The organism is Brachybacterium sp. AOP25-B2-12 (assembly GCF_052378625.1).
Classification (GTDB): domain Bacteria; phylum Actinomycetota; class Actinomycetes; order Actinomycetales; family Dermabacteraceae; genus Brachybacterium.
Genome location: NZ_JBQSXW010000005.1, coordinates 1 through 25,332, shown reverse-complemented (window position 1 = coordinate 25,332; position 25,332 = coordinate 1). Strand labels below are relative to the sequence as shown.

The 25,332-nt window shown below is 73.3% G+C and carries 25 protein-coding genes; 11 read left to right on the top strand and 14 right to left on the bottom strand.

From position 1 onward, the window contains the following. Positions 1–19: 19 nt before the first annotated feature. A complete protein-coding gene (locus tag ACT3TZ_RS05090) occupies positions 20–565 on the top strand; it encodes a hypothetical protein (protein WP_444582313.1) in 546 nt (181 codons plus the stop codon). Positions 566–607: 42 nt separating this feature from the next. Here ACT3TZ_RS05090 and ACT3TZ_RS05085 read toward each other — a convergent pair whose 3' ends face one another. After that, entirely contained in the window at positions 608–1,078 is a 471-nt protein-coding gene (locus tag ACT3TZ_RS05085) for a MarR family winged helix-turn-helix transcriptional regulator (protein WP_444582312.1), read from the bottom strand. Between the two features lie 62 nt (positions 1,079–1,140). On the opposite strand from ACT3TZ_RS05085, the gene ACT3TZ_RS05080 reads away from it, so the two are divergent. Next, positions 1,141–1,509 (top strand): VOC family protein, encoded by a 369-nt coding sequence (locus ACT3TZ_RS05080; protein WP_444582311.1) that lies wholly within the window; start codon positions 1,141–1,143, stop codon positions 1,507–1,509. A gap of 18 nt (positions 1,510–1,527) precedes the next feature. On the opposite strand, the gene ACT3TZ_RS05075 is transcribed toward ACT3TZ_RS05080, so the two are convergent. Further along, complete coding sequence (locus ACT3TZ_RS05075) at positions 1,528–4,233, bottom strand: UvrD-helicase domain-containing protein (RefSeq protein ID WP_444582310.1); 2,706 nt, start codon at positions 4,231–4,233, stop codon at positions 1,528–1,530. A 66-nt stretch (positions 4,234–4,299) separates the two neighbouring features. Here ACT3TZ_RS05075 and ACT3TZ_RS05070 point away from each other — a divergent pair, with 66 nt between their 5' ends. Next, positions 4,300–5,403 (top strand): lysylphosphatidylglycerol synthase domain-containing protein, encoded by a 1,104-nt coding sequence (locus tag ACT3TZ_RS05070; protein WP_444582309.1) that lies wholly within the window; start codon positions 4,300–4,302, stop codon positions 5,401–5,403. Positions 5,404–5,445: 42 nt separating this feature from the next. Here ACT3TZ_RS05070 and ACT3TZ_RS05065 read toward each other — a convergent pair whose 3' ends face one another. The 3 genes from ACT3TZ_RS05065 to ACT3TZ_RS05055 form a co-directional block, all read right to left on the bottom strand. Continuing rightward, on the bottom strand, positions 5,446–5,916 hold the full coding sequence (locus tag ACT3TZ_RS05065) for a hypothetical protein (RefSeq protein WP_444582308.1): 471 nt from the start codon (positions 5,914–5,916) through the stop codon (positions 5,446–5,448). A gap of 88 nt (positions 5,917–6,004) precedes the next feature. Beyond that, positions 6,005–6,982 carry an alpha/beta hydrolase gene (locus ACT3TZ_RS05060; protein WP_444582307.1) on the bottom strand — a complete coding sequence of 326 codons (978 nt, stop codon included), beginning with the start codon at positions 6,980–6,982 and terminating at the stop codon, positions 6,005–6,007. 46 nt (positions 6,983–7,028) lie between these two features. Next, positions 7,029–7,229 carry a BldC family transcriptional regulator gene (locus tag ACT3TZ_RS05055; RefSeq protein WP_444582472.1) on the bottom strand — a complete coding sequence of 67 codons (201 nt, stop codon included), beginning with the start codon at positions 7,227–7,229 and terminating at the stop codon, positions 7,029–7,031. Between the two features lie 485 nt (positions 7,230–7,714). On the opposite strand from ACT3TZ_RS05055, the gene ACT3TZ_RS05050 reads away from it, so the two are divergent. After that, a complete protein-coding gene (locus tag ACT3TZ_RS05050; RefSeq protein WP_444582471.1) occupies positions 7,715–7,942 on the top strand; it encodes a DUF3073 domain-containing protein in 228 nt (75 codons plus the stop codon). A 170-nt stretch (positions 7,943–8,112) separates the two neighbouring features. Here ACT3TZ_RS05050 and purM read toward each other — a convergent pair whose 3' ends face one another. The 7 genes from purM to ACT3TZ_RS05015 form a co-directional block, all read right to left on the bottom strand. After that, positions 8,113–9,261 (bottom strand): phosphoribosylformylglycinamidine cyclo-ligase, encoded by a 1,149-nt coding sequence (gene purM, locus ACT3TZ_RS05045; protein ID WP_444582306.1) that lies wholly within the window; start codon positions 9,259–9,261, stop codon positions 8,113–8,115. Continuing rightward, complete coding sequence (gene purF / locus ACT3TZ_RS05040; protein ID WP_444582305.1) at positions 9,258–10,814, bottom strand: amidophosphoribosyltransferase; 1,557 nt, start codon at positions 10,812–10,814, stop codon at positions 9,258–9,260. Before purF ends, purM begins: the two co-directional genes overlap by 4 nt. 79 nt (positions 10,815–10,893) lie before the next feature. Beyond that, on the bottom strand, positions 10,894–11,328 hold the full coding sequence (locus tag ACT3TZ_RS05035; protein ID WP_444582304.1) for a hypothetical protein: 435 nt from the start codon (positions 11,326–11,328) through the stop codon (positions 10,894–10,896). Further along, positions 11,325–12,116 (bottom strand): copper homeostasis protein CutC, encoded by a 792-nt coding sequence (locus ACT3TZ_RS05030; RefSeq protein ID WP_444582303.1) that lies wholly within the window; start codon positions 12,114–12,116, stop codon positions 11,325–11,327. The genes ACT3TZ_RS05035 and ACT3TZ_RS05030 overlap by 4 nt, the downstream gene beginning before the upstream one ends. Further along, entirely contained in the window at positions 12,113–12,580 is a 468-nt protein-coding gene (locus ACT3TZ_RS05025) for a sterol carrier family protein (RefSeq protein WP_444582302.1), read from the bottom strand. The genes ACT3TZ_RS05030 and ACT3TZ_RS05025 overlap by 4 nt, the downstream gene beginning before the upstream one ends. A gap of 1 nt (position 12,581) precedes the next feature. Continuing rightward, on the bottom strand, positions 12,582–13,877 hold the full coding sequence (locus ACT3TZ_RS05020) for an adenylosuccinate synthase (protein ID WP_444582301.1): 1,296 nt from the start codon (positions 13,875–13,877) through the stop codon (positions 12,582–12,584). Between the two features lie 162 nt (positions 13,878–14,039). After that, a complete protein-coding gene (locus tag ACT3TZ_RS05015; RefSeq protein ID WP_444582300.1) occupies positions 14,040–14,498 on the bottom strand; it encodes a DUF3151 domain-containing protein in 459 nt (152 codons plus the stop codon). 165 nt (positions 14,499–14,663) lie between these two features. On the opposite strand from ACT3TZ_RS05015, the gene ACT3TZ_RS05010 reads away from it, so the two are divergent. From ACT3TZ_RS05010 to ACT3TZ_RS04995, 4 genes are all read left to right on the top strand, one after another. Beyond that, positions 14,664–16,157, top strand: coding sequence for a phosphotransferase (locus ACT3TZ_RS05010; RefSeq protein ID WP_444582299.1), 1,494 nt, complete (start codon positions 14,664–14,666; stop codon positions 16,155–16,157). A gap of 1 nt (position 16,158) precedes the next feature. Continuing rightward, positions 16,159–16,584, top strand: a complete 426-nt coding sequence (gene dtd, locus ACT3TZ_RS05005; protein WP_444582298.1) for a D-aminoacyl-tRNA deacylase — start codon at positions 16,159–16,161, stop codon at positions 16,582–16,584. A gap of 34 nt (positions 16,585–16,618) precedes the next feature. Beyond that, positions 16,619–17,365, top strand: coding sequence for a phosphoglyceromutase (locus ACT3TZ_RS05000; protein ID WP_444582297.1), 747 nt, complete (start codon positions 16,619–16,621; stop codon positions 17,363–17,365). 226 nt (positions 17,366–17,591) lie between these two features. Continuing rightward, on the top strand, positions 17,592–18,248 hold the full coding sequence (locus ACT3TZ_RS04995) for a C39 family peptidase (protein WP_444582296.1): 657 nt from the start codon (positions 17,592–17,594) through the stop codon (positions 18,246–18,248). A 22-nt stretch (positions 18,249–18,270) separates the two neighbouring features. Here ACT3TZ_RS04995 and ACT3TZ_RS04990 read toward each other — a convergent pair whose 3' ends face one another. Continuing rightward, on the bottom strand, positions 18,271–19,977 hold the full coding sequence (locus tag ACT3TZ_RS04990; protein ID WP_444582295.1) for a helicase HerA-like domain-containing protein: 1,707 nt from the start codon (positions 19,975–19,977) through the stop codon (positions 18,271–18,273). Between the two features lie 373 nt (positions 19,978–20,350). Here ACT3TZ_RS04990 and ACT3TZ_RS04985 point away from each other — a divergent pair, with 373 nt between their 5' ends. Next, complete coding sequence (locus ACT3TZ_RS04985) at positions 20,351–21,529, top strand: Cmx/CmrA family chloramphenicol efflux MFS transporter (protein ID WP_444582294.1); 1,179 nt, start codon at positions 20,351–20,353, stop codon at positions 21,527–21,529. Positions 21,530–21,629: 100 nt separating this feature from the next. Next, positions 21,630–22,703, top strand: coding sequence for an acyltransferase domain-containing protein (locus ACT3TZ_RS04980; protein ID WP_444582293.1), 1,074 nt, complete (start codon positions 21,630–21,632; stop codon positions 22,701–22,703). Between the two features lie 37 nt (positions 22,704–22,740). Here ACT3TZ_RS04980 and ACT3TZ_RS04975 read toward each other — a convergent pair whose 3' ends face one another. Further along, positions 22,741–23,373 carry a TetR/AcrR family transcriptional regulator gene (locus ACT3TZ_RS04975; RefSeq protein WP_444582292.1) on the bottom strand — a complete coding sequence of 211 codons (633 nt, stop codon included), beginning with the start codon at positions 23,371–23,373 and terminating at the stop codon, positions 22,741–22,743. Positions 23,374–23,574: 201 nt separating this feature from the next. Between ACT3TZ_RS04975 and ACT3TZ_RS04970 the strand changes: the two genes are divergently transcribed. Further along, complete coding sequence (locus tag ACT3TZ_RS04970) at positions 23,575–25,317, top strand: MDR family MFS transporter (protein ID WP_444582291.1); 1,743 nt, start codon at positions 23,575–23,577, stop codon at positions 25,315–25,317. Positions 25,318–25,332 lie beyond the last annotated feature (15 nt).

Genomic DNA, 25,332 nt, shown 5'->3' with positions numbered 1-25,332 from the left:
GACCGGAGGCGGCATCACCATGGCCGATTGGAAGATCATCGCCAAGGCGGCGCGGAACACCGCCCGCAAGCAGGCGTCCGAGGCGAAGGCCGGAGCGGGCGTCTACACGCAGGCGGCACGCAACACCGCGGCGCGCCAGGCGCCCGAGGTGCAGCGCTCGCTGAAGGAGTCCGGCGCCCGCGCACGCCGCACCACGGCGGCGTACGGCGCCGTGGCCGGCACGCGGATCCGACGGGCCCGCCTGGGCACGCGCCTGAAGAACGCCCTGCGCGACGCCCTGCTCATGGGGGGCTCGGTGGCCATCATCTGGTTCGTCGTGACCCGCACCGGCGTGGCGATCCCCCCGTCCATCCTCATCGGCGTGATCGTCGTGCTGATGGTGGTGCGGTTCGGGTATGCGCTGTTCGCACGCCAGGACACCACCGTCGACGACGTCAACGCCTGGGAGGACGAGCGTTCCCCCGAGGACGATCCGGCGGATCGCAGCTTCGACCCCCGGGGCACGGCCGCGGCCGAGGAGCCCGTCCGCAGCCGTCCGTCGACCCGACGTCGCGACCGGGACTGACCCGGCGCGAGGGGTCGACGCCCCCGGACGTCAGGACCGTCGTCAGGCGCGTGGACCCGCGGGGCCGGTCGTGGCGCGCAGGGCGGCGACCATCGCCCGCAGCGCTCGTCGCGCCTGGTCCTGGTCCTCTCTCGACAGCGTGGAGATCATCGAGTCCTCGACCTCCCGCACGGCGCGGCTCGCCGTCGCGAGCCGGGATCTGCCGAGGTCTGTGAGGCGTGTGGGCTGGGTCTTCCCGACTGCCTCCCCCGCCGCCCGGCGCACCTCCCCGGCGTCCTCGAGGGACCGCAGCAGCACGCTCATCGACTGCCGGGTGACGAAGGCCCCGCGGGCGAGCTCCGAGTTCGACAGCCCCGGCCGCTGCGCCAGGAGCTCGAGGCACGCGTAGTGGGTCATGGTCATCCCCAGAGGTCTCAGCGCCTCCTCCATCGACGTGCGCAGGACGCTCGACGCCTCCTTGAGCAGATAGCCCAAGGATGCCTCCAGCTCGAGACGACCCCTCTCTCGACCCATGTCAGCAGTCATGACATGCGGTCGACCATGTCAGACAACTGACACGAATCGAAGGGGCACCCATGCCCGTCACCGGCCCCGAATTCATCTCCCTCCAGGTCCGCGATCTCGCCGCCTCGCAGGCGTTCTACGAGACGTACCTCGGTCTCGAGCGCTCCCCCGCCGGACCTCCCCACGCCGTGGTGTTCACGACCGCCCCCATCGCATTCGCGGTCCGCGAGGTCGCCCCCGACCTCGATCTGGACGCGGTGCCGCAGCCGGGGGCCGGCGTCGCCGTCTGGCTCCACGCCGATGATGTCCAGGGCATCCACGACGCGCTCGCGTCGGACGGCCATCGGATCGTGCAGGCACCGATCGACGGCCCCTTCGGACGGACGTTCACGTTCGCGGATCCGGACGGCTACCGGATCACCCTCCACGACCGCGCCTGATCCGCGGCCGGGCCCCTGTCAGAGCTTGGCGATCGGCGCGTAGCGCAGCAGCAGGCGCTTGCGGCCGTGGGGCTCCTTGAACTGCACCTCGACCTGCGTCTTGTCGCCCTCGCCGCTCACCTCGGTCACCGAGCCCATCCCGAAGGAGTCGTGGGTGACGCGGTCCCCCACCGCGAGCGCGGGCAGGTCGCCGCCCGAGCGCGCCGGACGGCCCGAGCCGAAGGAGGGCCGCGAGATGTCCCGGCGAGAGCCGCCGCCCACGCCGATCCCCGTGACAGAGGGGCCGCGCCCGCCGCCGGAGGAGCCCCAGCTCCCTCCGGAGCCGCCCCAGCCGCCGGCGCCGAGGCTCGAGCCCGCCCGCGCCACCTCGAGGACGGGCCCCGGGACCTCGTCGAGGAACCGGCTGGCGGGGAAGAACTGCGGGGATCCCCAGGCCGCGCGCATCTGGGAGCGCGTGAGGTAGAGCTTCTCGCGCGCCCGGGTGATGCCGACGTAGGCCAGGCGCCGTTCCTCCTCGAGCTGGTCGGGGTCCGCGAGGGAGCGCTGGTGCGGGAAGGTGCCGTCCTCGAGCCCGGTGAGGAAGACGACCGGGAACTCGAGGCCCTTGGCGGTGTGCAGGGTCATGAGGGTGACGAACTGGTCCTCGCCCCCGGGCAGCTGATCGGCGTCGGCGACGAGTGCGACCTTCTCGAGGAACTGCTCGACGAGTCCGGCGTCGGGATCCTCGGTGCCCGGCAGCGCGGCGTCCGGATCCACGTCCTCGCCTGGGGCCAGGTGGAGGTCCACGGCGGAGTCGTCGGCCGCGCGCTCGGCGTCGGTCGCGCCGCCAGCGCGCGAGGTCGGGTCGGGCTCGCCCTCGAACTCGCTCGCGGCGGCCTCCCCCGCCTCGACCTGGGCCTCGAACTCGGCCGCGACCGAGACCAGCTCGGCGAGGTTCTCCAGGCGCGACTCGTCCTGGGGATCGTCGCTGCCCTGGAGGTCCGCCTCGTACCCGCTGCGGGTGAGGATCGCCTCGAGCACGGCGGCGGGGCCCTGCCCCTCGACGACGAGCTGCCGCAGGTCGTCGATCATCGAGACGAAGGTGCGGATCGACCCGAGGGACCGGGTCGCGATGCCCGGGGCGTCCTCGGCGCGCCGCAGCGCATCCGCGAAACCGATCCGCTCCTGCTCGGCCAGGAGCGCGACCGCCGCCTCGGCACGATCCCCGATCCCGCGCTTGGGGACGTTGAGGATGCGCCGCAGGTTGATCTCGTCGGCGGGGTTGGACAGCAGGCGCAGGTAGGCCATCGCGTCCTTGATCTCGCGCCGCTCGTAGAACCGGGTGCCGCCGACCACCCGGTACGGCAGGCCCACCCGGATCAGCTGGTCCTCGATGGCGCGGGACTGGGCGTTGGCGCGGTAGAAGATCGCGATGTCCCCCGCGCTGCGGCCGGAGTCCACCAGGGCGTCGATCTGGCGGCCGATGTACCGGGCCTCGGACTGCTCATCGTCGGCGACGTAGAGGGTGATCTTCTCGCCCTCGCCCTCGGCGGTCCAGAGGTTCTTCTTGCGCCGCCCCTCGTTCTCCTCGATCACGGCGTTGGCCGCCGTGAGGATGTTCTGCGTCGAGCGGTAGTTCTGCTCCAGGACGATGGTGCGGGCGGTCGGGAAGTCCTGCTCGAACTCGACGATGTTGCGGATCGTCGCACCGCGGAAGGCGTAGATCGACTGGTCCGAGTCGCCGACCACGGTGAGGTCGGCGCGGGGGTCGTCCCCCACGAGCTCACGGACCAGGGCGTACTGGGCGGGGTTGGTGTCCTGGTACTCGTCGACCAGCACGTGGCGGAACCGTCGTCGGTAGCCCTCGCGGATCGGCGGGTTGTCGCGGAGCATCGTCACCGTGAGCCCGATGAGGTCGTCGAAGTCCACGGCGTTGGCCAGGCGCAGCCGCTCGGTGTACGCGGTGTAGATCTGGGCGATCGACCTCTCCCAGGGGTTCTTCGCGCTCTCGGCCTGATCGGCGAAGTCCACCGGGTCCACGAGGTCGTTCTTGAGCGTCGAGATGCGCGAGGCGATGCCTCGCGGCGGGTTCTTCTTGACGTCGAGGCCGAAGTCCTTGGCGATGTTCGTGATCAGACGCAGGGAGTCCGCGGAGTCGTAGATCGAGAAGGTCGAGCGCAGTCCCGCGGCCGCGGCGTCGCGGCGCAGGATCCGCACGCATGCCGAGTGGAAGGTCGAGACCCACATCGAGCGCGCGACGGGCCCCACGAGGCCCTCGACCCGCTCGCGCATCTCCGCGGCGGCCTTGTTGGTGAAGGTGATCGCGAGGACCTCCCCGGGCAGCGCCTCGCCCGAACGGAGCAGGTGCGCGATGCGACGGGTGAGCACCCGGGTCTTGCCGGAGCCGGCGCCAGCCACGATCAGCAGCGGCGAGCCGCGGTGCTCGACGGCCTCGCGCTGCGGTGCGTTCAGCCCCCCGACGAGGGATCCGAGCGCCGAGGGGTCGGCGGAGCCGAAGGCGCCGCGCGCCACGGACCGCGCGCTGTCGCGATCGGGGTCCCAGGTGCCGTGCGCGGGCGCCGCCGGAGGCGCGACGGGCTCGTCCCGGGCGAAGGGGTCCTCCTCCTCGGGGTCCGCGTCCTCCGGGCCGTGATCCTCGGGGGACGGCTCGTCGGGGTGCACGCGCACGCCGTCGAGACGGCGGAAGGCGTCGGGCAGGGAGATGTCGTCGAACAGTGAGCTCATGGCCCCCTCAGGATAGGCGGGAGGTCCGACAGTCGGCACGTCCCCTCTCGTGCCAGACTGGCGCGCATGAGCACGCCCGCCGGCGACCGGCCCGACGACGGTGCGTGGGCCGAGCTCGACGACGACACCGCCGCGGCCCGCCGCTCCCGCGTCCGACGGGCGGTCCCGCTGACCATCGGATCCGCGCTGCTGGCGGGAGCCCTGCTGATCTGGGTCCTGCCCGCGCTCACGGGCGTCCCCTGGTCCCGCACCCTGGCCGTCCTGGGGGCCGCCCCGCCCGCCGCCCTGGCGCTGCTGGCCGTGCTGGCGGTCCTGGCGCTGCTCGCCCAGTCCGTCACGCTGGCGGCCTCCGTCCCGGGGCTCCGTGCCACCACGGCCGTCCCCACCACCGCGATCACCACCGCGCTGACGGTCGCCGTGCCCACGGGCTCGCTGATCGGTGTGGCCGTCACCTGGCGGCGTCTGCGGAGAGCGGGCGCGACCCGGCCAGCCGTGCTCACCGGGATCGTCGTGACCTCGGCCGCGGACCTCGCCGTCTCGCTCGTGCTGCCGGCCACCGGCGCCGTGGCGCTCGCGGTCGCCGGCGCCGATCCCGGGGGCGGGATCCTCGCCGTCGTGTGGGTGCTCTCCGGGATCTCGCTCGTCGTCGCCGTCGTCGCCGTGCTGCTGCTGCGGCGCGGGACCTTCGCGCGGCTGACCCGGGCCGCCGTCGAGGCGACCGGCATGCTGGGCATGGGCGCGGCGGCGCGCTGGTCCCCCGAGCTCGTCCTGCGCACACGGGACGATGCGCTCGCGCTGGTGCGCCGGCGGGCACCGGGGCTCCTCATGGGTCCCGTCGCCACGCGGGTGCTGCAGGTGCTGGCGCTCGTGGTCGCGCTGGACGCGGTGGGCCTCCGGGTGCCGGTCGCGGAGCTCGTCGCGGTGTTCGTGCTCGGGAGGCTGCTCGCGGCGATCCCGCTGACCCCGGGAGGGATCGGCATCGCCGAGACGGGCTCCGCGGCGGCGCTCATCGCCCTCGGGCACGATCCCGACACGTCCGTGGCGGCCTCGCTGCTGGTCACGGTGACGACGCTGCTCGTGCCGATCGCCCTCGGGCTGCTCGGAGCACTCGTCGCGGTCGTCGGCGGAGGCCCTCGCGGCAGGACGGCGGACACCGCCGCGCGGCCGTAGCGGGATGACGGGGACCGGACGACCTGCCGCTCCCGGCGGTCCTCAGTCGTCCTCGGGCGGTTCCGGGGTGGGGGCGCCGATCGCCTGGGAGGCGTCACGTCCTGGGAGCACCGGCCACCAGTCCTCCCGCACTCCGTCCGTCATGATCGGGGGCGACCCGAGGTCGGCACCCGAGCGCGCCCCCAGGAAGGTCGCGACCTCGCGCACGTGCGCGTCCGGCGGTGATCCCGAGCCGAGGTACCCGGCTCCCCGATACCCGCCCAGGCGCACCCCGCGGTCGCGCTCGGCACGGTCGGCGGCGTCGCGCAGCGCCAGGGCGTAGTGGTGCAGCTGGGACGATTCCGCGGCGACGGCGGGGTGGATGCGATGCACCCAGGCATCGGTCGAGGCGGTGTCGAACCCGCCGCCGCCGATCGCACGGGCCACGCGCAGGCGTAGGAGCACCAGACGATCCGCCGAGCGTCGGCAGAGATCGGCCAGGGCGCGCAGCTCACGGGGGTCGTTCGTGCTCACACGCCGTGCCTCTCCTCGAACGCGCCAGGTCGCCGGATCGGCGTCCCGTCATCGTACGGCGACGGCGCCCGCGCACCGCCGTCGGCCCTCATCGTGGATCCGCGGGGGGCAGCACGCCGATCCCGCCGAGCCAGCGCCGCAGCACGTGCATCGCCCGCTCGCGCACCGCCGGAGGGGAGAGGAAGACGTCGTGCACGGCGCCGGGGAGGACCTCGACGCGGACGTCCGGACCGAGCTGCCGCGCCGCGGAGTCCATCGCGTGCACGTCCAGGACGGAGTCCGCGCGGCGCATCCGCTCGTCGAACCGGAGGCTGAGCCGCGAGGCGTCCGAACGCAGGACGAGCACGGGCACCTGGACCTGACCTGCGGCGCTGAGCCGCTGCCCCTCGAGGATCGCGTGGAGCGTCGCGACCGGGAAGGGGTGGCCGCCCTCGGGCTTGAGGCGTGTGTCGAAGTCGAACTCCCCGCCGTAGGTCGTGTGCACGATCCGGGCGTAGTGCTTGGGCCCCCGCGGAAGGATCGGGCTGCCGGGCCGACGGCGGGCCACCGGCGCCAGCGCACGCCGGGCGATCCCACGGCCCACCGCGCCGAGCGGCGCGACGAGCCACGGCGAGTTCAGCGCGACCCCGGAGACGGTGGCGGGGTGACGCATGGCCCACAGGACCGCCACCAGGCCCCCGGCGGAGTGCGCCAGCAGGATCGGCCGACGGTCCCGACCGATGGCACCGAGCGCGGCGTCGAGCTCCCGGTCGTAGTCCTCGAGCCGGATGACCTCGGTGGGCGTCTGCCCGGGGCGCAGGCTGCGACCCGACTTGCGGAGATCCAGGCCCCAGACGTCCATGCCCTCCTCGTGCAGCCGCTCCAGCAGCGTCCGCTGGAACACGTAGTCCGACCAACCGTGCAGGACCAGGACCGCCGGCGTGTCGCGCGGGCTGTCCTGGTCCTGGTGGCGGTGGATGAGAGTGGCGAGGAGCTCGCCCTCGTCGTCCCGTCCGAGCGGGATGTCCCGGCGCTCGTACGGCGCGCCGAGGATCTCGTCGGGCTCCCAGGCGGCGGTGGTGCTCATGGTGGCGCCGCAGGGCTGCCGAGGGTGTCGGCGTGGGGGCGTGCGCTCAGCGCTCGCCCTCGTCGCCCTCGCTCTCGGCGAGAAGACGGGTGACCTCGCCGCGACGGTACCGGCGGTGACCGCCGAGCGTGCGGATGGAGGACAGCTTGCCTGCCTGTGCCCAGCGGGTGACGGTCTTGGGGTCGACCCGGAACAGCTTGGCGACCTCGGCGGGGGTCAGCAGCGTCTCCTGCTCACGGGTCCGGATGGGGGTGTTCGCGCGATCGACGGTCACGGGCTCTCTCCTGCGTGTTCTCGAGGGAGCGGGGGCTCCCTGCCTGTGGTGCGGACGTGATGCGGGCGACGACTCCGTCGACGCGCCACGCCCCGAGCACCGGGGTTTGGCGCGACCGCGACGCCGACGCCCCTCATCGGGGCTTCGTCCTGCTGTGCCACCTTGGCGAGCTCTCCTGGACCTGCGATCCACGAAACCCGCCGCCACTCGGTGACCGGACTCATATTACCGCAGAGTAGCGGACCGTGAGCCGGAGGCGGCACACCGATCCTACGGGGGGACATCGGGGGACGCATGCGGGCCCGGTCCGCGCGGCAGGTGGACGGCGACCGCGGTCACCGTCACACCACCGCCGTTTCCTGTCGCCCGTGAGCCCGATGTACCCTGGGCCCTTGAACACCGCCTCCGCGCGCTCGACGAGCGCCCGGACAGACGACGATGCACAGGGGGTCGGATCCATGGGTCGTGGCCGACAGAAAGCCAAGCAGACCAAGGTCGCGCGGGACCTCAAGTACTACAGCCCGCCGACCGATCTGTCGGCACTCCAGCGAGAGCTGCAGACGAGCGCCACCAGCAACGATCACCACGACGAGCTGGCAGATCGGTATGCGGACACCGAGCCCGACGAGAGCTCGGACGAGGACTGGGCCGACGAGCCCGCCTCCGGCGCCACGCGCCGGCGCTGAGACTCCGCACACGACGACGGGGCGCTCCTTCGGGAGCGCCCCGTCGTCGTGTCGGGTCCCGATCGACGCCCCGGCATGCCGAGTGATCGGTCCCGGCACGAGACCGTCGTCACCGCCCCGGTGCCGCGTCGCCGATCCGGGATAGAGCGGACGAGTCGGAAATACCGGACCTACCGGACGGTAGACCACGCGCCGGGATGGCGTCCCGCCATGAGGACGGCGCCGCCGTCGACGCCCTTGGAGCCTGCGATCAGTGCGTCTCCTGCCTCGGGACGGGGCAGGATCTCACGAGGCAGCACCTCGCCGATCGTCACGGCCGGCAGACCGCTGTCGCGCAGGCCCGCGATCACGGCATCGGCGGATCCGGCGGACACGATCGCGATCATGCCGATCCCCATGTTGAGCGTCGCCTCGAGGTCCAGCAGCCCCACGCCGCCCCACGCGGCGACCTCGCCGAACACCGCGCCGGGCTCCCAGGAGCCGCGGTCGATCCGCGCACCGAGGTGCGCCGGGACGACCCGCGCGAGGTTCGCGGCGAGCCCGCCACCGGTGACGTGGCACAGCGCGTGCACACCGGCGCCGGCCTCGGAGGCCAGCAGGTCCAGGAGATCGCGGGTGTAGATCCGGGTGGGCTCGAGCGCCTCCTCGCCGAGGGTGCGCCCGAACGCCGGGACGTGCGCGTCCCAGGAGAGGCCCGCGGCGGCGATCGCGGCGCGGACCAGCGAGTAGCCGTTGGAGTGCAGGCCCGAGGCCTCCATGCCGATGACGACGTCGCCAGGCCGGACCCGCTCGGGGCCCAGCAGGGCGTCCGCCTCGACCACGCCGACGGCCGCGCCAGCGACGTCGTAGTCGTCATCGGCCATGAGACCGGGGTGCTCGGCGGTCTCGCCGCCCACGAGGGCGCAGCCCGCCAGGGCGCAGCCCTCGGCGATGCCGCGCACGATGTCGGCGATGCGCTCGGGGACGACCTTGCCGCAGGCGATGTAGTCGGTCATGGCCAGGGGCCTGGCACCGACCACGACGATGTCGTCCACGACCATCGCCACGAGGTCGCGGCCGATGGTGTCGTGGATGCCCAGGGCGCGCGCCACGGCGATCTTGGTGCCCACACCGTCCGTGCTCGAGGCCAGCAGCGGCCGGCGGTAGTCCTTGAGCGCCGAGACGTCCACGAGGCCCGCGAAGGAGCCCACCCCGCCCAGGACCTCGGGTCCGTGGGTGGCGGCGACGGCGTCCTTCATGAGCTCGACGGCGCGGTCACCGGCCTCGGTGTCGACCCCGGCGGAGGCGTAGGAGAGCCCGCCCGACGCGCCCGCGCTCATCGGGGCGTCCCGGGGGCCGCGACCGTCGCGAGGTGCCGGGTGGTGCCCGCCTGGCGGTCCGCCTCGCGGGCGGCCGCGTCGAGCTCGTCGGCCTTCTGCTCCAGGACGCTCTTGCCGAGCGCCGCCGGGTCCGGCAGGGTCACCGGGTACTCGCCGGTGAAGCAGGCGCTGCAGAGGTTCTCCGCGGGCTGCCGGGTCGCGGCGATCATGCCCTCCTCCGAGATGTACCCGAGGGAGTCCGCACCGATGGACCGGGCGATGTCCTCGACGTCCAGACCGTTGGCGATCAGCTCGGCGCGGGTCGCGAAGTCGATGCCGTAGTAGCAGGGCCAGCGCACGGGCGGCGAGGAGATGCGCACGTGCACCTCCGCGGCCCCGGCCTCCCGGAGCATCCGCACGACGGCGCGCTGGGTGTTGCCGCGCACGATCGAGTCGTCGATGACGACGAGGCGCTTGCCCTCGATGACCTCGCGCAGCGGGTTGAGCTTGAGCCGGATCCCGAGCTGGCGGATCGTCTGGCTGGGCTGGATGAAGGTGCGTCCCACATAGGCGTTCTTCACCATGCCCTGGCCGTAGGGGATCCCGGACTCCTGGGCGTAGCCGATCGCGGCGGGCGTCCCGGACTCGGGGGTGGGGATCACGAGATCCGCCTCGACGGGATGCTCGCGGGCGAGCTGGCGGCCCATCTCCTGGCGCGCCTCGTTGACGCTGCGGCCGGCGATGCGGGTGTCAGGGCGCGCGAGGTACACGTACTCGAAGACGCAGCCCTTGGGCCGGGCCTCCTGCACCTGCTCGCTGCGCAGGCCCTGCTCGTCGATGCAGATCATCTCGCCGGGGGCGACCTCGCGCACGAAGCTCGCGCCGCAGATGTCCAGTGCCGCGGTCTCGGAGGCCACCACCCAGCCGCGGTCCAGGCGCCCGAGCACCAGGGGTCGGATGCCCTGCGGGTCGCGGGCGGCGTACAGCGAGGTCTCGTCCATGAGCACGAAGCAGTAGGCGCCGCGGATCCTGGGCAGCAGATCCCGCAGGGCCTCGTCGAGGGGCCCGCTGGAGTTCAGCAGCGCGGTCACGAGCGCCGTGTCCGTCGTGTTGCCCCGGGCGATCTCACCGGTGCGGCGGGCGCCGGCGCCCTGGCGCTCCGCGAGGAGGTCCACGAGCTCGTGGGTGTTGACGAGGTTGCCGTTGTGGGCCAGGGCCACCGTGCCCTCGGCACGCGGGCCGAGGGTGGGCTGGGCGTTGGACCACACGGAGCCGCCCGTGGTCGAGTAGCGGGCGTGGCCGATGGCGATGTGCCCGGTCAGCGCGTCGAGCGCCGTCTCGTCGAAGACCTGGGAGACGAGTCCCATGTCCTTGTAGACCATGATCTGCTCGCCGTTGGAGGCGGCGATGCCGGCCGATTCCTGCCCCCGGTGCTGCAGGGCGTACAGGCCGTAGTAGGTCAGCTTGGCGACCTCTTCGCCGGGCGCATACACGCCGAAGACTCCGCAGGCATCCTGCGGGCCCTTCTCCCCGGGGAGGAGATCGTGGGTCAGGTGTCCGTCTCCGCGTACCACCCGGTCATCATGCCACACGCCCCGCACGCCGCCGGGCCCGGTGGACGGGGATCACACGACGCCCGACGGGGCGCGCGGATCAGCGGCGAGGGGCGCGACGGCGGCGGTGCAGCACGCCGTCGACGATCGCGGAGATGCCCGCCAGGGGTATCCCGACGACCATCACGGCGGTCGCGGCGAAGTAGAGCATCCCGGCGACGTCCCGCACGCCGGTGACCCAGGCGGTGACGACCCCGCCGATGACGGCGACGGCGATCGCCACGAGCACCCAGAACCCCAGCGCCGGGACCCGGCGCCGGCGGACCAGCAGCACCTGATGCCCGGAGGCGTCGGTCGTGACGACCGGCGCGTCGGGGTCCTCGGGGAGGTCGTCGCGCGGCGCGGGGTCCTCGGCCGTGACGGCCGGTGCATCGGGGTCCTCGCGCGCCGCGGGGGCGTGCACGTCCTGCTCCTCGGGGTCGGGGCGGGGGGTCGTGGGCTCGGAGCCCGTCGGGTGGGTCGGTCGGTCGGTCACAGCGCTCCTGCGGCATCGACCGCGGCCGTGCAGACCGCGGGATCGGTGGTCGTGATCGGCACGCCGTCGGGACCGGGGCGGGTCCGACGTGCCGAGAGGTGGATGTCCTGGACGCCCGTGGCACGCACGAGCGGGACGATGTCGGCGACCTGCACGCCGCCGCCGGCACAGATGTCGACGAGGCCGTCGGCCGCGGCGACCATGCGCGCGAGGTCCGCGGCGCCGTCGAGGGCGCGCGCGGCCCCTCCGGAGCTCAACGCCCGATGGAAGCCGAGCCCCACGAGCTGCTCGACGGCGGCGACGCGCGCCGCGGCGTCCGGCATCGCGTCGAGACAGCGGTGGCAGGTCAGGTGGAGCCCGCGGAGCGAGGCGGTCGCGGCGCCCAGGGCGGCGTCCCGCACGCGCTCGAGGACGGGCACGTCCAGGCGCCCCTCGGCCGTGAGGGCTCCGAGCACGATCCCCGCGGCGCCCGCCTCGACGGCCTCGGCGGCCGCGGCGACCATGGCCTCGACGTCGGCGGCGTCGGGGACGAAACTTGCCCGGTCCTCGAGGAGCGGGGTGGCGCTCGCCCGCGGCCGGATGAGCACGTGCACGTCGAACTGCGGCTTGGCGTCCGCACGGGCGACGAGGGCGGCCGCACGCTCGGCGGCCTCGCGGACGAGTGCCGCCGGCGGCGTGGTGCCCCCGTGCTCGAGGTCCACGCACAGCTCGACGCGATCTGCCCCGGCGTGCGCGGCGGTCACGAGACCGGCGATGTCCTCGACGGCGATCTCGACGGCGATGCTCATGCCGCTCCCCCGTCCTCGCGGCCCGGGGCGTCCGACGGCGCGCCGGGCGTCGAGATGCCGGGCCCGCCGCTCGCGCGGGTGTCGCGGACCCGTCGGCGCGGTCCGGGCAGCGGGAGGATCTCGGACAGGTCGCTGCGCTCGCCGCTGGCCGCGACGCGCCCGGCGTGCCGGGCCTCGTCCCAGGACAGGTCACCGGCGACGAGGGCCAGCCACGTCTGGGCGTCCATCTCGACGACGGCGGGCGGGGTGCCGCGCGTGTGGCGGGTGCCGGTCAGGGCCTGCACGGCGCCGTAGGGCGGCACGCGCACCTCCACGGCTCCCCCGGGGAACTCCGAGGCGAGCAGCTCCAGGGTGTGGCGCACCGCGGGAGCGAGCACCGGGCGACGGGCCGCCGCGGGATCGCGCGCCCAGACCTCGAGCGCGGCGTCGCCCTCGGCCGGATCGGTGCGCCGACGGATCGCCACCTCAGGCGCGCTCGGGCAGCAGGTCGTGGACGGCGATGGTGGCGTCGCGGTCCGGGCCCACGCCGATGGCGCTGATCCGGCAGCCCGCGAGCTCCTCGAGCCGCGCGACGTAGGCGCGCGCGTTCGCGGGGAGGTCTTCGAGGGTGCGGCATGCCGAGATGTCCTCGTCCCAGCCCGGCATCGTCTCGTAGACGGGCACGGCGTGGTGGAACTCGGTCTGGGTCATGGGCATGACGTCGTGCAGCACCCCGTCGATGTCGTACGCCACGCACAGGGGGATCTCGTCGATCCCCCTGAGGACGTCGAGCTTGGTGAGCACGATGTCGGTGAAGCCGTTGATGCGCACCGCGTGGCGGATCATCACGGCGTCGTACCAGCCGCAGCGGCGGGGCCGACCGGTGTTGACGCCGACCTCGTGGCCGACCTGCTGGAGGAAGTCGCCCCACTTGTCCTCGAGCTCGGTGGGGAAGGGGCCTGCGCCCACACGGGTCGTGTACGCCTTGACGATCCCGATGGAGCCGTCGATGCGGGTGGGGCCGATGCCGGCACCCACGCAGGCGCCGCCCGCGGTGGGGTTCGAGCTCGTGACGAAGGGGTACGTGCCGTGGTCGACGTCGAGGTAGGTGGCCTGCCCGCCCTCCATGAGGACCACCTCGTGGCGGTCCAGGGCCCCGTTGAGCAGCTCGACCGTGTCCACGACCATCGGGCGCAGCGCCTCGGCGTAGGAGAGCAGCCCCTCGGTGATCTCGTCGACGTCGACGGCGCGACGGTTGTAGAGCTTGACCAGCAGCTCGTTCTTCTGGCGCAGGGCGCCCTCGACCTTCTGACGCAGGATCGAGGCGTCGAACAGGTCCTGGACCCGGATCCCGAGGCGCCCCACCTTGTCGATGTAGGCCGGGCCGATGCCGCGGCCGGTGGTGCCGATCGCACGCTTGCCCAGGAAGCGCTCGGTGACCTTGTCGAGCGTCTGGTGGTACGGCGCGACGATGTGGGCGTTGGCGCTGATGCGCAGGCGCGTCGTGTCCACGCCCCGCGAGCTGAGTGTGGCGATCTCCTCGAAGAGCGCCTCGAGGTTGATCACGACCCCGTTGCCGATCACGGGCGTCACCTGGGGCGAGAGGATCCCGGCGGGGAGGAGCTTGAGCTCGAACTTCTCGCCGTGGACCACGACGGTGTGCCCGGCGTTGTTGCCGCCGTTGGGCTTGACCACGTAGTCGACGCGCTCACCGAGGAGGTCGGTCGCCTTCCCCTTGCCCTCGTCCCCCCACTGGGCTCCGACGATCACGACGGCGGGCATGGCAACTCCTGGGCACGGGGACGGGAGGTCGGGGACGGCGCACCTGCCGCCGCGCGCGGGGCGCGGCCTGCTCCGTCCGGATGCCCGTCGACGAGGCGACGGACGCGGCGAGTGTACCCGGGAGCCCTGACCGCCCACCGGGTGACGCCGGGCGGCGTGCGGTCAGTCGAGCAGACTCGGGTCCGCCTCGCGCAGGAAGGCCTCGATGCGCTCGGCCTCCTCGTCCTCGTGGATCTGACGGGCGGCCTCGCCGAGCACGGCGAGCGCCCGCAGGAAGCCACGGTTGGGCACGTGCGAGGCGGGGATCGGCCCCTGGCCCTTCCAGCCCGCACGACGCAGGGCGTCCAGGCCGCGGTGGTAGCCGGTGCGGGCGTAGGCGTAGGCGGCCACGGGCTCACCGTCCGTCAGCGCCTCCTGGCCCAGCAGCGCCCAGGCGAGAGAGGAAGCGGGGTAGCGCGCGGCGAGCTCGCGCACGCACTCGCCGTCCTGGATGCCCGCGGCCACCGCGACGTCGGGGTGGTCCTCCGGGAGGAAGGTCGGCGGGATGCCCAGGAGGTTGCCGCCGCTCGGGGCGGCGGCCTTCGGATCGGGCTGAGGGGTGGGGAGCGGAGTATCGGCCATGACCACATGGTAGGGACCGGGGCCGACGATCGTGCGCAGCGCCGGACGGATCCGGGATGCGTCCGCCGGATCCGGGATGCCCCCGCTGTCCGGTCCGGGCGGTTCGCGCCCCCTGCTCCGTGCGTCAGGTGTCCTCCGCCCCCTCTCCCCTGGTAGAAACGACCCATGGTGCGATCGCTCGACGGCTCCGAGCTCCTCACGGGGAGCGAGGCCGGTGGACTGCTCCGCTCGGCGGTGAGCAACGCCGGTGGGGTCCTCGTGTCGTGGGAGCTCGACCACGTCGACCATCGTCCCGGACGCTCCACGAAGGCGCTGTACCGCACCCAGGTCGCCTGGCCCGAGCTCGACGGCCCGGGCGCCCCGCCCCGCGACGAGCTGTTCGGGGCCAGCGCCCATATCGGCGAGCCGGAGAAGGACCTCCTGAGCGCCGAGCAGTCCCTGCTGATGACCGACGGCGAGATCACCGTGCGCATCTGGCGCTATCCCAACGACCCCTGGCTGCCGATGCTCGCCCGGGTCTGCTACCCCGACGTCGTCGGCCGGACCCTCACCGAGCTGGGCGTGCCCACCGGCCTCCCGCTCGAGGCCCCCGTGCCCATCGAGGTCGTCTCCTACCGACCGGGGCGGCGGGCCGTGCTGCGCGCCCAGCTCGCCGACCGCGCCGTCTTCCTCAAGGTCCTCCAGCCGCGCCGCAGCGGCGAGATCGTGGCCCGCCACCAGCACCTGCTCTCGGCAGGGGTCCCGGTCCCGGCGGTGCTGGCCCATCACGAGGGGCTCATCGTCCTCGCCGAGCTGCCTGGCAGACCGCTGTCCCGGGCGATCGTCGAGGAGGGCGTCGAGGCGTGCTCGGCCGGCGACCTCGTGGCCCTGCTCGACCGGCTGCCCGCCTCGCTCTACACCGTGCCGGTGCGCGCCCCGTGGACCGACTCCGCCGCCTTCTACGCGGGGATCGTCGGCTCCTCCGTGCCCGCCCTCGGCCCGCGCCTGGACGCCCTCGTGGGCGCCATCCAGGGCGGCCTCGCGACCGTCGAGCGGCGCGTGGGCCTGCATCCGCACGACGTGGTCCACGGCGACTTCTACGAGGCCCAGGTGTTCGTCGAGGGCGGCCGCGTGGTCGGCCTGCTCGACATCGACACCGTCGGTCCCGGCCGACGCGCCGACGACCTCGCCTGCCTGCTGGCCCATCTCAGCGTGCTGGCCGACTACGGCGCCTCCGGACGGATCGCCCCCGAGGTCCACGCGCGCGTGGACCAGGCGGTCCGCGCCTGGGAGGGCGTGTTCCAGCGTCGCGTGGACCCCGAGGAGCTGTGCCTGCGCGCCGCCGGCGTCGTGCTCTCGCTGGCGACCGGTCCCCATCGCCAGCAGGAGGCGGCGTGGGAATCGGCCACCGAGTCGATCGTGCGCGTCGCCGAGACCTGGGTCGCCCGGGCCCGCGAGATCGCCGCGCATCCCGTGCCCGCGCGCCGGGTCCACGAGCCCGTGCACCCCTCCCACGTCGCCGAGAGGCCGCGGCCGGAGTTCGTGCGTCCTGCTCCGCTCACGTCGCCATCCCGGCAGGCCGCCCGTCCGCCGCTGCGGGGGGTGGGCCACGCCGTCTCCCCCGGGGACCGGGATGCTCCCACCCAGGAGCGGCCCGCCGGTTCGATGGCGAGGACCTGAGATGCGCGCCGTGCTCCAGCGGGTGGACTCCGCCTCCGTCGAGGTCGACGGCGAGACCGTCGGCGTGGTCGAGGGCGAGGGGCTGCTCGCGCTGGTGGGCGTGACCCATGAGGACGGCCCGGAGCAGGCCGCCACGATCGCGCGCAAGATCTGCGACCTGCGGATCCTCGACGGCGAGCGCTCGGTGGCCGACGCCGGAGCATCCGTGCTGGTCGTCTCCCAGTTCACCCTGTACGGCGACGTGCGCAAGGGGCGACGCCCCTCGTGGGGCCAGGCCGCCCCCGGCCCCGTCGCCGAGCCCCTGGTCGACGCGGTCGTCGCACAGATCCGGGCACGCGGCGTCCACGCCGAGACGGGTGTGTTCGGTGCCCACATGCGGGTCTCGCTCGTCAACGACGGGCCCTTCACCATCCTGCTCGAGGCCTGAGGGCTCGCCCGGTCGCGCCCCGTACGATGGCGGCATGACCTACACACTCGTGCTGCTCCGCCACGGCGAGAGCGACTGGAACGCCAAGAACCTCTTCACCGGCTGGGTCGACGTGCGCCTGACCGCCAAGGGCGAGAAGGAGGCCGTCGCCGGCGGCGAGCTCCTCAAGTCCGAGGGCGTCCTGCCCGACGTCGTCCACACCTCGCTCCTGCGCCGCGCCATCACCACCGCGAACCTCGCGCTGGACGCCGCGGACCGTCAGTGGATCCCCGTCCACCGCAGCTGGCGCCTGAACGAGCGCCACTACGGCGCGCTGCAGGGGCTCGACAAGTCCGCGACCCGCGAGAAGTACGGCGACGAGCAGTTCATGCTGTGGCGCCGCTCGTACGACACCCCGCCGCCCGAGATCGAGCTGGGCTCGGAGTTCAGCCAGGACCAGGACCCGCAGTACGCGGATCTCGGCTCCGAGCTGCCCCGCACCGAGTGCCTCAAGGACGTCGTCGCGCGGTTCCTCCCCTACTTCGACGACGAGATCAAGCCGGACCTGCGCGACGGCAAGACCGTCCTCATCGCCGCGCACGGCAACTCCCTGCGCGCGCTCGTCAAGCACCTGGACGGCATCAGCGACCAGGACATCGCGGCCCTGAACATCCCCACCGGCCAGCCGCTCGTCTACGAGCTCGACGAGGACTTCCGCCCCGTCACCCCCGGCGGCCGCTACCTCGACCCGGTGGCCGCCGAGGCCGCCGCGGAGGCGGTCGCGAACCAGGGCAAGAAGTGACGCCGGGCCCCGCGCGTCGTCGCTGACGCAGGCCCGCCGTCGGTCCTCCCCTCAGGGGGAGCGGCCCGACGCACCGTGCAGGGAAGGACGCCCCGTCGGAGGAGACTGGCGGGGAGTCCTCGCATGCTCCGGGGGCGGGCCGCACGCGGTCCCGTAGGGTCGACGGCGAGAACGCACGGGATCCCGAGCGCCGAGGTCCCGCGTCCCACCGACGAGAGGACGCACGATGACCCCCGCTCCCACCGCCGAACTCCGCTCCCCCGACCGCCGCACCGTGCTGCGGGCCGCCGGGCTGACGATCCCCGCGCTCACCGCAGCCGGGATCGGCGCGATCGCCGGCGCACCCGCCGCCCGGGCCGACGCCGAGACGCTCCTGCCCACGACCTACCAGCAGCAGCCCACCTTCTTCTACTGCGGGCCGACCGCGGTGTCCATCGCCCTGAGTGCGAAGATCTCGCCGCCCGGGCTCGACGCCCTCGCCGCCGAGCTCGGCACCACGGAGGCGGGCACGAACTTCGGGGCGATCTCCCTGGTGCTCACCGCGCACCTCCCGGGTGCCACCTACCGGGATCAGTGGATGGCCGGATCCGCGGCGTCCGCGGCCGATGCCGACCTGCTGTGGTCGCGCGCGACCGCGAACGTGGATTCCGGCTACGCGACCGTGTGCAACTGGTGGGTCGGTGCCGGGGAGTACCCCGACTGGGGCGGCAACACGAGCGAGATCTTCCACTTCGTGACCATCGACGGCTACGACTCCGAGCACCGCACGCTGCGGATCGCCGACCCCGCCGGCACCACGCTGACCGCGGGCCTGCCCAGCCATCACTGGCTGACGCCGCAGCAGGTCGCGACGTACTGCGCGGGGCGCGGCTACTTCTGGTGAGCCGATGGGGCCCGTGAGCCGATCAGCGGCGGCGCCGGGTGCCGAACACCGAGCGGGTGATCTCTCGTCCCAGCACGGTGCCCGCCGAGCGCAGGAACGACTTCACCGCGGGGTTGTCCAGCAGCCCGCCGCCCGACGTCTCCGCGCGCGGCCTGGCGGGCTCGCGCTCGGCCCGCGGCTGCGCCGGGCGCTGCTTCGCCGCCTCCTTCTGCGCGGCCTCCTCGTGCTCGGCGCGCTCGCGATCCGCGTCCCGCGCCGCGAGGATCTCGTAGGCGGACTCGCGGTCGATGACCTGGCTGTACTGGCCGTTCAGCGCCGAGGCCGCGACGATCCCGGTGACGGTCGCGGCAGATGCCGGGGACATCGAGGACTCCGGGGCCCGCACGGCCGTGACGGCCACGGGCGTCGGGGCGCCGTCCTCGCTCATCACGGTGACGACCGCCGTGCCGGTCGGCAGGGACGGCAGCACCTCGACGAGGTCGTAGCCGCTGGTGGGGAAGGTGCTCGCGGTGGCCTTGAGGGCCTTCGCATCGTCCGGGGTGTAGGCCCGCAGGGCGTGCTGGACCCGGTTGCCGAGCTGGGCGAGCACGTCCCCGGGGACGTCCTTGGGGGTCTGGGTGATGAAGAAGATGCCCACGCCCTTGGAGCGGATCAGCCGCACCGTCTGCGTGACCTGCTCGAGGAAGGCCTTGGAGGCGTCCGCGAACAGCAGGTGCGCCTCGTCGAAGAAGAACACGAGCTCGGGCTTGTCGGCATCGCCGACCTCCGGGAGATCCTGGAACAGGTCCGCGAGCAGCCACATCATGAAGGTCGAGAACAGCGCCGGGCGGGTGGCGACGCCCGGCAGCTCGAGGCACGAGATGATCCCGGTGCCGTCGGCCGCGGTGCGCAGCAGGTTCTTCGTGTCGAAGGCCGGCTCGCCGAAGAAGGCGTCCGCGCCGCTGGCCTCGAAGGCCGTGAGCTCGCGCAGGATCACACCGGCCGTCGCGGCCGAGACCCCGCCGATGGCCTTGAGCTCGGCCTTGCCCTCGGGGGTGCCCGTGAGGAACTGGATCAGGGCACGCAGGTCCTTGAGGTCCAGCAGCGCCAGGCCGTGGGAGTCGGCGTAGTGGAAGACGAGGCCCAGCGACGACTCCTGGGTCGGGTTCAGCTCGAGCACCTTGGCCAGCAGCAGCGGACCGAAGTCGCTGATGGTGGTGCGGATCGGCACGCCCTGGCCCTGACCGCCGAGGCTGTAGAACTCGGCCGTCCCCGCGTGCGACCGCCACTGCTGCCCGCGGGCGGCGGCGCGCGCGAGGAGCTTCTCGGAGCTCTCCCCCGGCACGGCGATCCCCGAGAGATCCCCCTTCATGTCGGCGACGAAGACGGGCGTCCCGGCGGCGGCCACCTGCTCGGCGATGACCTGGAGGGTCTTGGTCTTGCCGGTGCCGGTGGCGCCCGCGATGAGCCCGTGGCGGTTCAGCATCGCGAGCGAGAGGTTCACGGGCACGTCGGCGAGCGGCTCGTCAGCCTCGACGAGGGCGCCCAGGTGGATGCGGGTGCCCTCGAAGGCGTAGGCGTCGCGCACGGCGGTGACCTCGGGGCTCGGGGCCGCGGTGGTGGGGGTGCCGGCAGGCGGTGCCGGGGTCGTGGCCTCGGGGCTCGGTGCCGCGGCGGCCGGCTCGTCGGGAGTCGTCGCGGCGATCTCCGGGCTCGGCTCGGGCGTTGCGGTCGGGGCGGCGTCGGTCATCGGCTCTCCTGCGGGCATCGGGTCTGATGGTGCCGGGGCACCGTGCTGGTGCCGATGGTAGACGGGCGGCGGGCGGACCCGGCGAGGGATCCACCGGGCGCCGCGCACCGGGGACCGGGACCGGGGCGACGCGCGCACCTCGGCAAGGACCGGCCCCGGGAACTGCCTGGCGCCCGCGCGGCCTCGACGGGTAGCCTCGCGGGCATGTCGAGTCCCGCATCGGACAGGTCAGGGGTCGTCGGTCACGCCGTCGGCCCCGCCCTCACCTGAGAGCCCCCACCCCTCACGGGAGCGGGTGCGCTCGACACGTGTCGCGGTGCCGGCCGTGGTGACCAGAAGACCCCTCTTCTGTTCTCTCACCCCGGAGAACCCGATGCCACGCACCCTCTATGTCCTCGCCCTGGCGGTCTTCGTCATGGGCACCTCGGAGTTCATGCTCGCTGGGCTCGTGCCCGCGATCGCCGACGACCTCGACGTCGGCGTCGGCACCGCGGGCCTGCTCACCTCGTCCTTCGCGATCGGCATGGTCGTGGGCGCCCCGCTGATGGCCGCCTTCTCCCGCACGTGGCCCCCACGCCGGACCCTGCTCCTGTGCCTGCTCGTCTTCGCCGGCTGTCATGTCCTGGCCGCTCTCGCGCCGGCTCTCCCGCTGCTGGTGGTGGCGCGCGCGGTCAGCGCACTGGCCAACGCGGGCTTCCTCGCCGTGGCGCTGAGCACCGCGGGCTCCCTCGTCCCGGCGCACCGCACGGGGCGCGCGGTGTCCGTCCTCGTGGCCGGGACCACCGCGTCGATGATCCTCGGAGTGCCGGCCGGGGCCCTGCTGGGAGGACTGCGCGGTTGGCGCACGACCTTCTGGACCGTCGCCCTGCTCTGTGTCCCCGCGGTCATCGGCATTCTGCGCTGGCTCCCCCGTGGGTGCCCTCGGGCGGCGGCCGACATCGGCGCACCGGGCCTCCGTGCCGAGCTCGCCGCGCTGCGCGGCCGTGACCTCCTGCTCGCGATCGTGCTCGCGGCCCTGGTCAACGGGGGGACCTTCGCGGCTTTCACGTTCCTGGCCCCGATCGTGACCGAGGTGGCAGGGATGGGAGAGCGGTGGGTGCCGGTCGTGCTCCTCGTCTTCGGGAGCGGATCGTTCGTGGGTGTCACGCTCGCCGGTCGGATGGCGGACGCACGCCCTGATCTCCTGCTCGGGATCGGCGGCCCGCTCCTGACGGCGGGATGGATCACGCTCGCGAGCGTCGCAGGGACCCCTCTGGTCCTGCTGGTCCTCGTCTTCGTCCAGGGGGTCCTGTCGTTCGCCGTGGGGAGCACCCTGGTGGCACGCGTGCTCGCCGCAGGTTCCGAGGCACCGAGGATGCGTGGGGCCTACGCCACCTCGGCACTCAACCTCGGAGCCGCGGCCGGGCCGGCCCTCGGCGCCCTGGTGCTCACCCACGGCGCCGGCGCATCGGGACCGATGTGGGTCGCGGTCGTGCTGTCGGCCGTCGCCGTGGGAACGATGGTCGCGACCGCGCGGCGCCCCGTTGCGGATGCACGGAGGACGGCCTCCTGAGGGCCGCGACCTTCGATCCGACGCCTCGGCACGAGGAGCCGCCCGGCTCCTCCACGCCCGCGTCGACCACGCCATGACCGACTGCACCTAGGCTCGGACCATGGCCGATCCTGCTTCCGCTGTCCCCCCTCCTCGCGAGGGCACCGCCTCCTCGTCCGAGCCGGACCTCCCCCACCGCCGCACCCGCGAGGCCGCGCTCCCCCGCGTCGAGGGCGCACCGCCCCGCGCCCTCCGCTCCTCGTTCGACCTCTCGATCGATGCGGTCGGCGCGATGCTCACGGCCCCGGCGATCGGCCGGACCGCGGAGCTGCTCGGCATCACGGGCATCGACCACGAGGAGCTGCTCGCGGTCATCCCGCGGGCCATCGCGGACCCCGCGATCCTCGCGGCCGTCACCGAGGAGGCGAACCTGCTGCGCACCGCCGCGGGACTCGACGTGCCGGAGGCGGCGCTGGGGGCGCTCGCCGTGCGCGACGACGCCCTGCAGGCCCGCGTGCTGCCGGGCCGCGGGCTCGTCCCGATCCTCGCCCACCTCGTCTCGACCGACACCGTGCGGGCGTGGCACACGGCGCGCGGCCTGTCCGCGGAGGAGTCCTGGGGTGCGCTCGCGGACCTCGGCCAGCAGATGCGGGTCCACCGCCTGACGTACGGCGGCCTCGGCCATCACACGCTCGGGTGGACGGCGCTGAACTGGGCCGGCCGCCTGTTCGGTCTCGGTCGCCTGCAGTTCGACCTCCATCGCAGCGGCCGCGAGGAGGGCCCTCCCCGCTGGGTGATCGGCACCCACATCCCGGCCACGGGCCCGCTGACCCCGGACGCGGTGGACGCCTCCTTCGCGCGCGCCTCGACGTTCTTCACGACCCATTTCTCGGATCTCGCGACCGCGGGGCCGCAAGCGCCCTTCGGCCGCGAGTTCACGTGCACGTCGTGGCTCGTGAACGACGAGCTCCCCGAGCTCGTCGGCGCCGATTCCAACCTCGGGGCGTTCGCGGCCCGCTGGAGCATCGAGCGCACGCATCCCGGGTCCGACGACGCGGCGTTCTTCGTCTTCCATGCGCGCCCGCCGTACGACGCGGCCGCCTTCCCGCGGACGACGCGCCTCGAGCGCGCGGTGGCCGACCGGCTCCGCGACGGCCGCGGATGGCTCCTGGGGACCGGGCGTCTCGTGATCTGATCCCGTTCGGTGGCGGGCACACACCCGCGACCGGGGCTCAGATCCCGACGACCCCGCGGTCGATGAGGTCGTAGATCCGGTCGAACTCGGCGCTGAGCGTCGTCCCGTGGGTCAGCGACAGCGCGAAGGCGGCGTGCGCTGCGCCGAAGGCCAGCTGCACCAGCACCGTGGCGCGGTCCCGGGCGTCCTCGCCGTCCAGACGCTCGGCGAGCGCCGTCGTGAGGGCCTCGTGGAGCGAGGACATGACGCGTCCGGAGGCCAGGCGCAGCGCGGGCTCCCGATCCATGGCCAGACGCTTGGTGCGGCGCAGCTCGAGATCGGTGGGCATCTGCGCGGCCATCTGCCGCACCACGGCGCGCAACGACGCCTCGGGGCGCTCGCCCACGGGACGCTCCCGCAGCAGGTCCACGGCGCGGTCGGTGCGGTCCGGAGTGAGCCCGAGGATCGCCGCCTCCTTGGACTCCCAGTAGTTGAAGAACGTGCGCGGGGAGACGTCGGCCGCATCGGCGATCATCTCGACCGTCACCGAGGAGGCCCCGAGCTCGGCTGCCAGGCCCACGGCGGCACGATGCATCGCATCCCGGGCCCTCTGCTTCTTCTGCGCACGCAGACCGAGGGCCGGGGGCGTCGCGTCTCGGGCCGCGGCGGTCCCGGAGTTCTTCTCGTCCATCCCTGCGAGTGTCACACGCCTGCTCCCGCGCGGCGGATGGCCCGTGCGGATCGTCGGCAGAGTCACACGATCACTGCACATTCTGCAATTGTGCAGTCAGTGTAGAGTGGCTAGGCTCATCTGATCGGTCCGTCGGGTGCGCCTCCGGACCCGCGGGCACAGTCCGCCCACCACACCTCGACATCCCAGGAGCATCATTTCGTGACCACCTCAGCCAGCCGGGTCGCCGGCAGCTCGGCAGCGACGCCCGGCGTCGAGTTCACCGGACTCGACCGCGATGGGCGCCGCGTCTTCATCGGCCTCATGCTCGGCATGTTCGTCGCCTCGCTGTCCCAGACCATCGTCGGACCGGCCATGCCGCGCATCGTCGCCGAGCTCGGCGGGATGGAGCACTACAGCTGGATCGCGACCGCCGCCATGCTCGTCTCCGCGGTCTCGGTGCCGATCGTCGGCAAGCTCTCGGACATCTTCGGTCGCCGCTGGTTCTACCTCGGGGGCATCGCGATCTTCATGATCGGCTCGATCCTGGCCGGCATGTCCACGAACTTCTGGTTCCTCGTCTTCGCGCGCGCCGTCCAGGGCCTGGGCATGGGCACGCTGCTGCCGCTGTCCCAGACGATCATCGGCGACATCATCCCGCCCCGTCAGCGCGGGAAGTACCAGGGCCTCATGGGCGCCGTCTTCGGCGTGACCAGCGTGGCCGGCCCCCTCATCGGCGGCGTCGTCACCGACGGCCTGGGCTGGCGCTGGCTGTTCTACCTGACGCTGCCCGTCGGCGTCGTCGCGTTCTTCGTCATCTACCGCTTCCTGCACCTGCCCCACACCCGCCGCGCGGTCATCATCGACTACCTCGGCATGGCCACGCTCACCCCGGGCCTCGTGCTCGGCCTGCTCGCCACCAGCTGGGGCGGCACCACCTACGCCTGGGACTCCGCGACGATCATCGGCATGTACATCGCGACCGCGGTGCTGCTGGCCCTGTTCGTCGTCGTCGAGCTGCGCGCCACGGACCCGCTGCTGCCGATCGGGATGCTCGCCCGCCCGATCATCGGCCTCTCGGTGCTCGCCGCCTTCGCGGTCTCGGTCGCCATGTTCGGCGCCATCATCTACATCCCCGTGTACGCGCAGGGCGTGATGGGCGTCAGCGCCACCAACTCCGGTGCGATCCTCATCCCCCTCAGCGTCGCGATGATCGTCATGTCGATCCTGGCCGGGCTGCTGATCAGCCGCGTGGGCCGGTACAAGGAGATCCTGCTCGCGGGCCTGCTGGTCCTCATCGGCGGGTACTGGCTGCTGACGCGGGTCTCCTACGGGGACTCGCAGTGGCACCTCACGCTGGCCATGGTCGTCATCGGCGTGGGTCTGGGCCTGTCGATGCAGGTCTACACGCTCATCGTGCAGAACGCCGTGGGCACCGAGCAGCTCGGCATCGCGACCGCCGCGGTGCAGTTCTTCCGCAATGTCGGCTCGACCGTGGGGATCGCGGTGCTCGGCACGGTGATGGCCTCCCGCATGCAGGACGACATCGCCGCGAAGATGCAGGGGCTGTCCCCGCAGGAGCTCGCGGCGATGCAGGGCATGGAGGGCTCGGACCTCGAGTCCGCGGTGCTCGATCCGGCCAAGCTGTCCCAGCTGCCCGACGCCGTCGCCGAGGCGATCCGCGCCGGGATGGGCGATGCCATGCACGACGTGTTCGCCACCGCCCTGCCCTTCGTCATCGCCGCCCTCGTGCTCTCCCTGTTCATCCGCCAGCTCCCGCTGCGCTCGACGCTGCAGGCGACCGAGCCCGCGACGTCCACCGGGTCCATCCCGGCGATCTCGCACGACGTGCGGCTGGACGACGCGGAGGAAGCCGAGCGAGATCGCGTGCCGGGTGAGCCCGACGTCGACGCGGGGTCGCGTGACGCGCGAGGTGCACGGGCAGGGGCAGATCGGGCCCTGTGACGTGCGGTCGTCGGG

Coding starts and splice junctions, on each gene's coding strand:
- ACT3TZ_RS05090 (WP_444582313.1), top strand. CDS start 20: ATGGCCGATTGGAAGATCATCGCCAAGGCGGCGCGGAACACCGCCCGC.
- ACT3TZ_RS05085 (WP_444582312.1), bottom strand. CDS start 1,078: ATGGGTCGAGAGAGGGGTCGTCTCGAGCTGGAGGCATCCTTGGGCTAT.
- ACT3TZ_RS05080 (WP_444582311.1), top strand. CDS start 1,141: ATGCCCGTCACCGGCCCCGAATTCATCTCCCTCCAGGTCCGCGATCTC.
- ACT3TZ_RS05075 (WP_444582310.1), bottom strand. CDS start 4,233: ATGAGCTCACTGTTCGACGACATCTCCCTGCCCGACGCCTTCCGCCGT.
- ACT3TZ_RS05070 (WP_444582309.1), top strand. CDS start 4,300: ATGAGCACGCCCGCCGGCGACCGGCCCGACGACGGTGCGTGGGCCGAG.
- ACT3TZ_RS05060 (WP_444582307.1), bottom strand. CDS start 6,982: ATGAGCACCACCGCCGCCTGGGAGCCCGACGAGATCCTCGGCGCGCCG.
- ACT3TZ_RS05050 (WP_444582471.1), top strand. CDS start 7,715: ATGGGTCGTGGCCGACAGAAAGCCAAGCAGACCAAGGTCGCGCGGGAC.
- purM (WP_444582306.1), bottom strand. CDS start 9,261: ATGAGCGCGGGCGCGTCGGGCGGGCTCTCCTACGCCTCCGCCGGGGTC.
- ACT3TZ_RS05030 (WP_444582303.1), bottom strand. CDS start 12,116: ATGAGCATCGCCGTCGAGATCGCCGTCGAGGACATCGCCGGTCTCGTG.
- ACT3TZ_RS05020 (WP_444582301.1), bottom strand. CDS start 13,877: ATGCCCGCCGTCGTGATCGTCGGAGCCCAGTGGGGGGACGAGGGCAAG.
- ACT3TZ_RS05015 (WP_444582300.1), bottom strand. CDS start 14,498: ATGGCCGATACTCCGCTCCCCACCCCTCAGCCCGATCCGAAGGCCGCC.
- ACT3TZ_RS05010 (WP_444582299.1), top strand. CDS start 14,664: ATGGTGCGATCGCTCGACGGCTCCGAGCTCCTCACGGGGAGCGAGGCC.
- dtd (WP_444582298.1), top strand. CDS start 16,159: ATGCGCGCCGTGCTCCAGCGGGTGGACTCCGCCTCCGTCGAGGTCGAC.
- ACT3TZ_RS05000 (WP_444582297.1), top strand. CDS start 16,619: ATGACCTACACACTCGTGCTGCTCCGCCACGGCGAGAGCGACTGGAAC.
- ACT3TZ_RS04995 (WP_444582296.1), top strand. CDS start 17,592: ATGACCCCCGCTCCCACCGCCGAACTCCGCTCCCCCGACCGCCGCACC.
- ACT3TZ_RS04990 (WP_444582295.1), bottom strand. CDS start 19,977: ATGACCGACGCCGCCCCGACCGCAACGCCCGAGCCGAGCCCGGAGATC.
- ACT3TZ_RS04985 (WP_444582294.1), top strand. CDS start 20,351: ATGCCACGCACCCTCTATGTCCTCGCCCTGGCGGTCTTCGTCATGGGC.
- ACT3TZ_RS04980 (WP_444582293.1), top strand. CDS start 21,630: ATGGCCGATCCTGCTTCCGCTGTCCCCCCTCCTCGCGAGGGCACCGCC.
- ACT3TZ_RS04975 (WP_444582292.1), bottom strand. CDS start 23,373: ATGGACGAGAAGAACTCCGGGACCGCCGCGGCCCGAGACGCGACGCCC.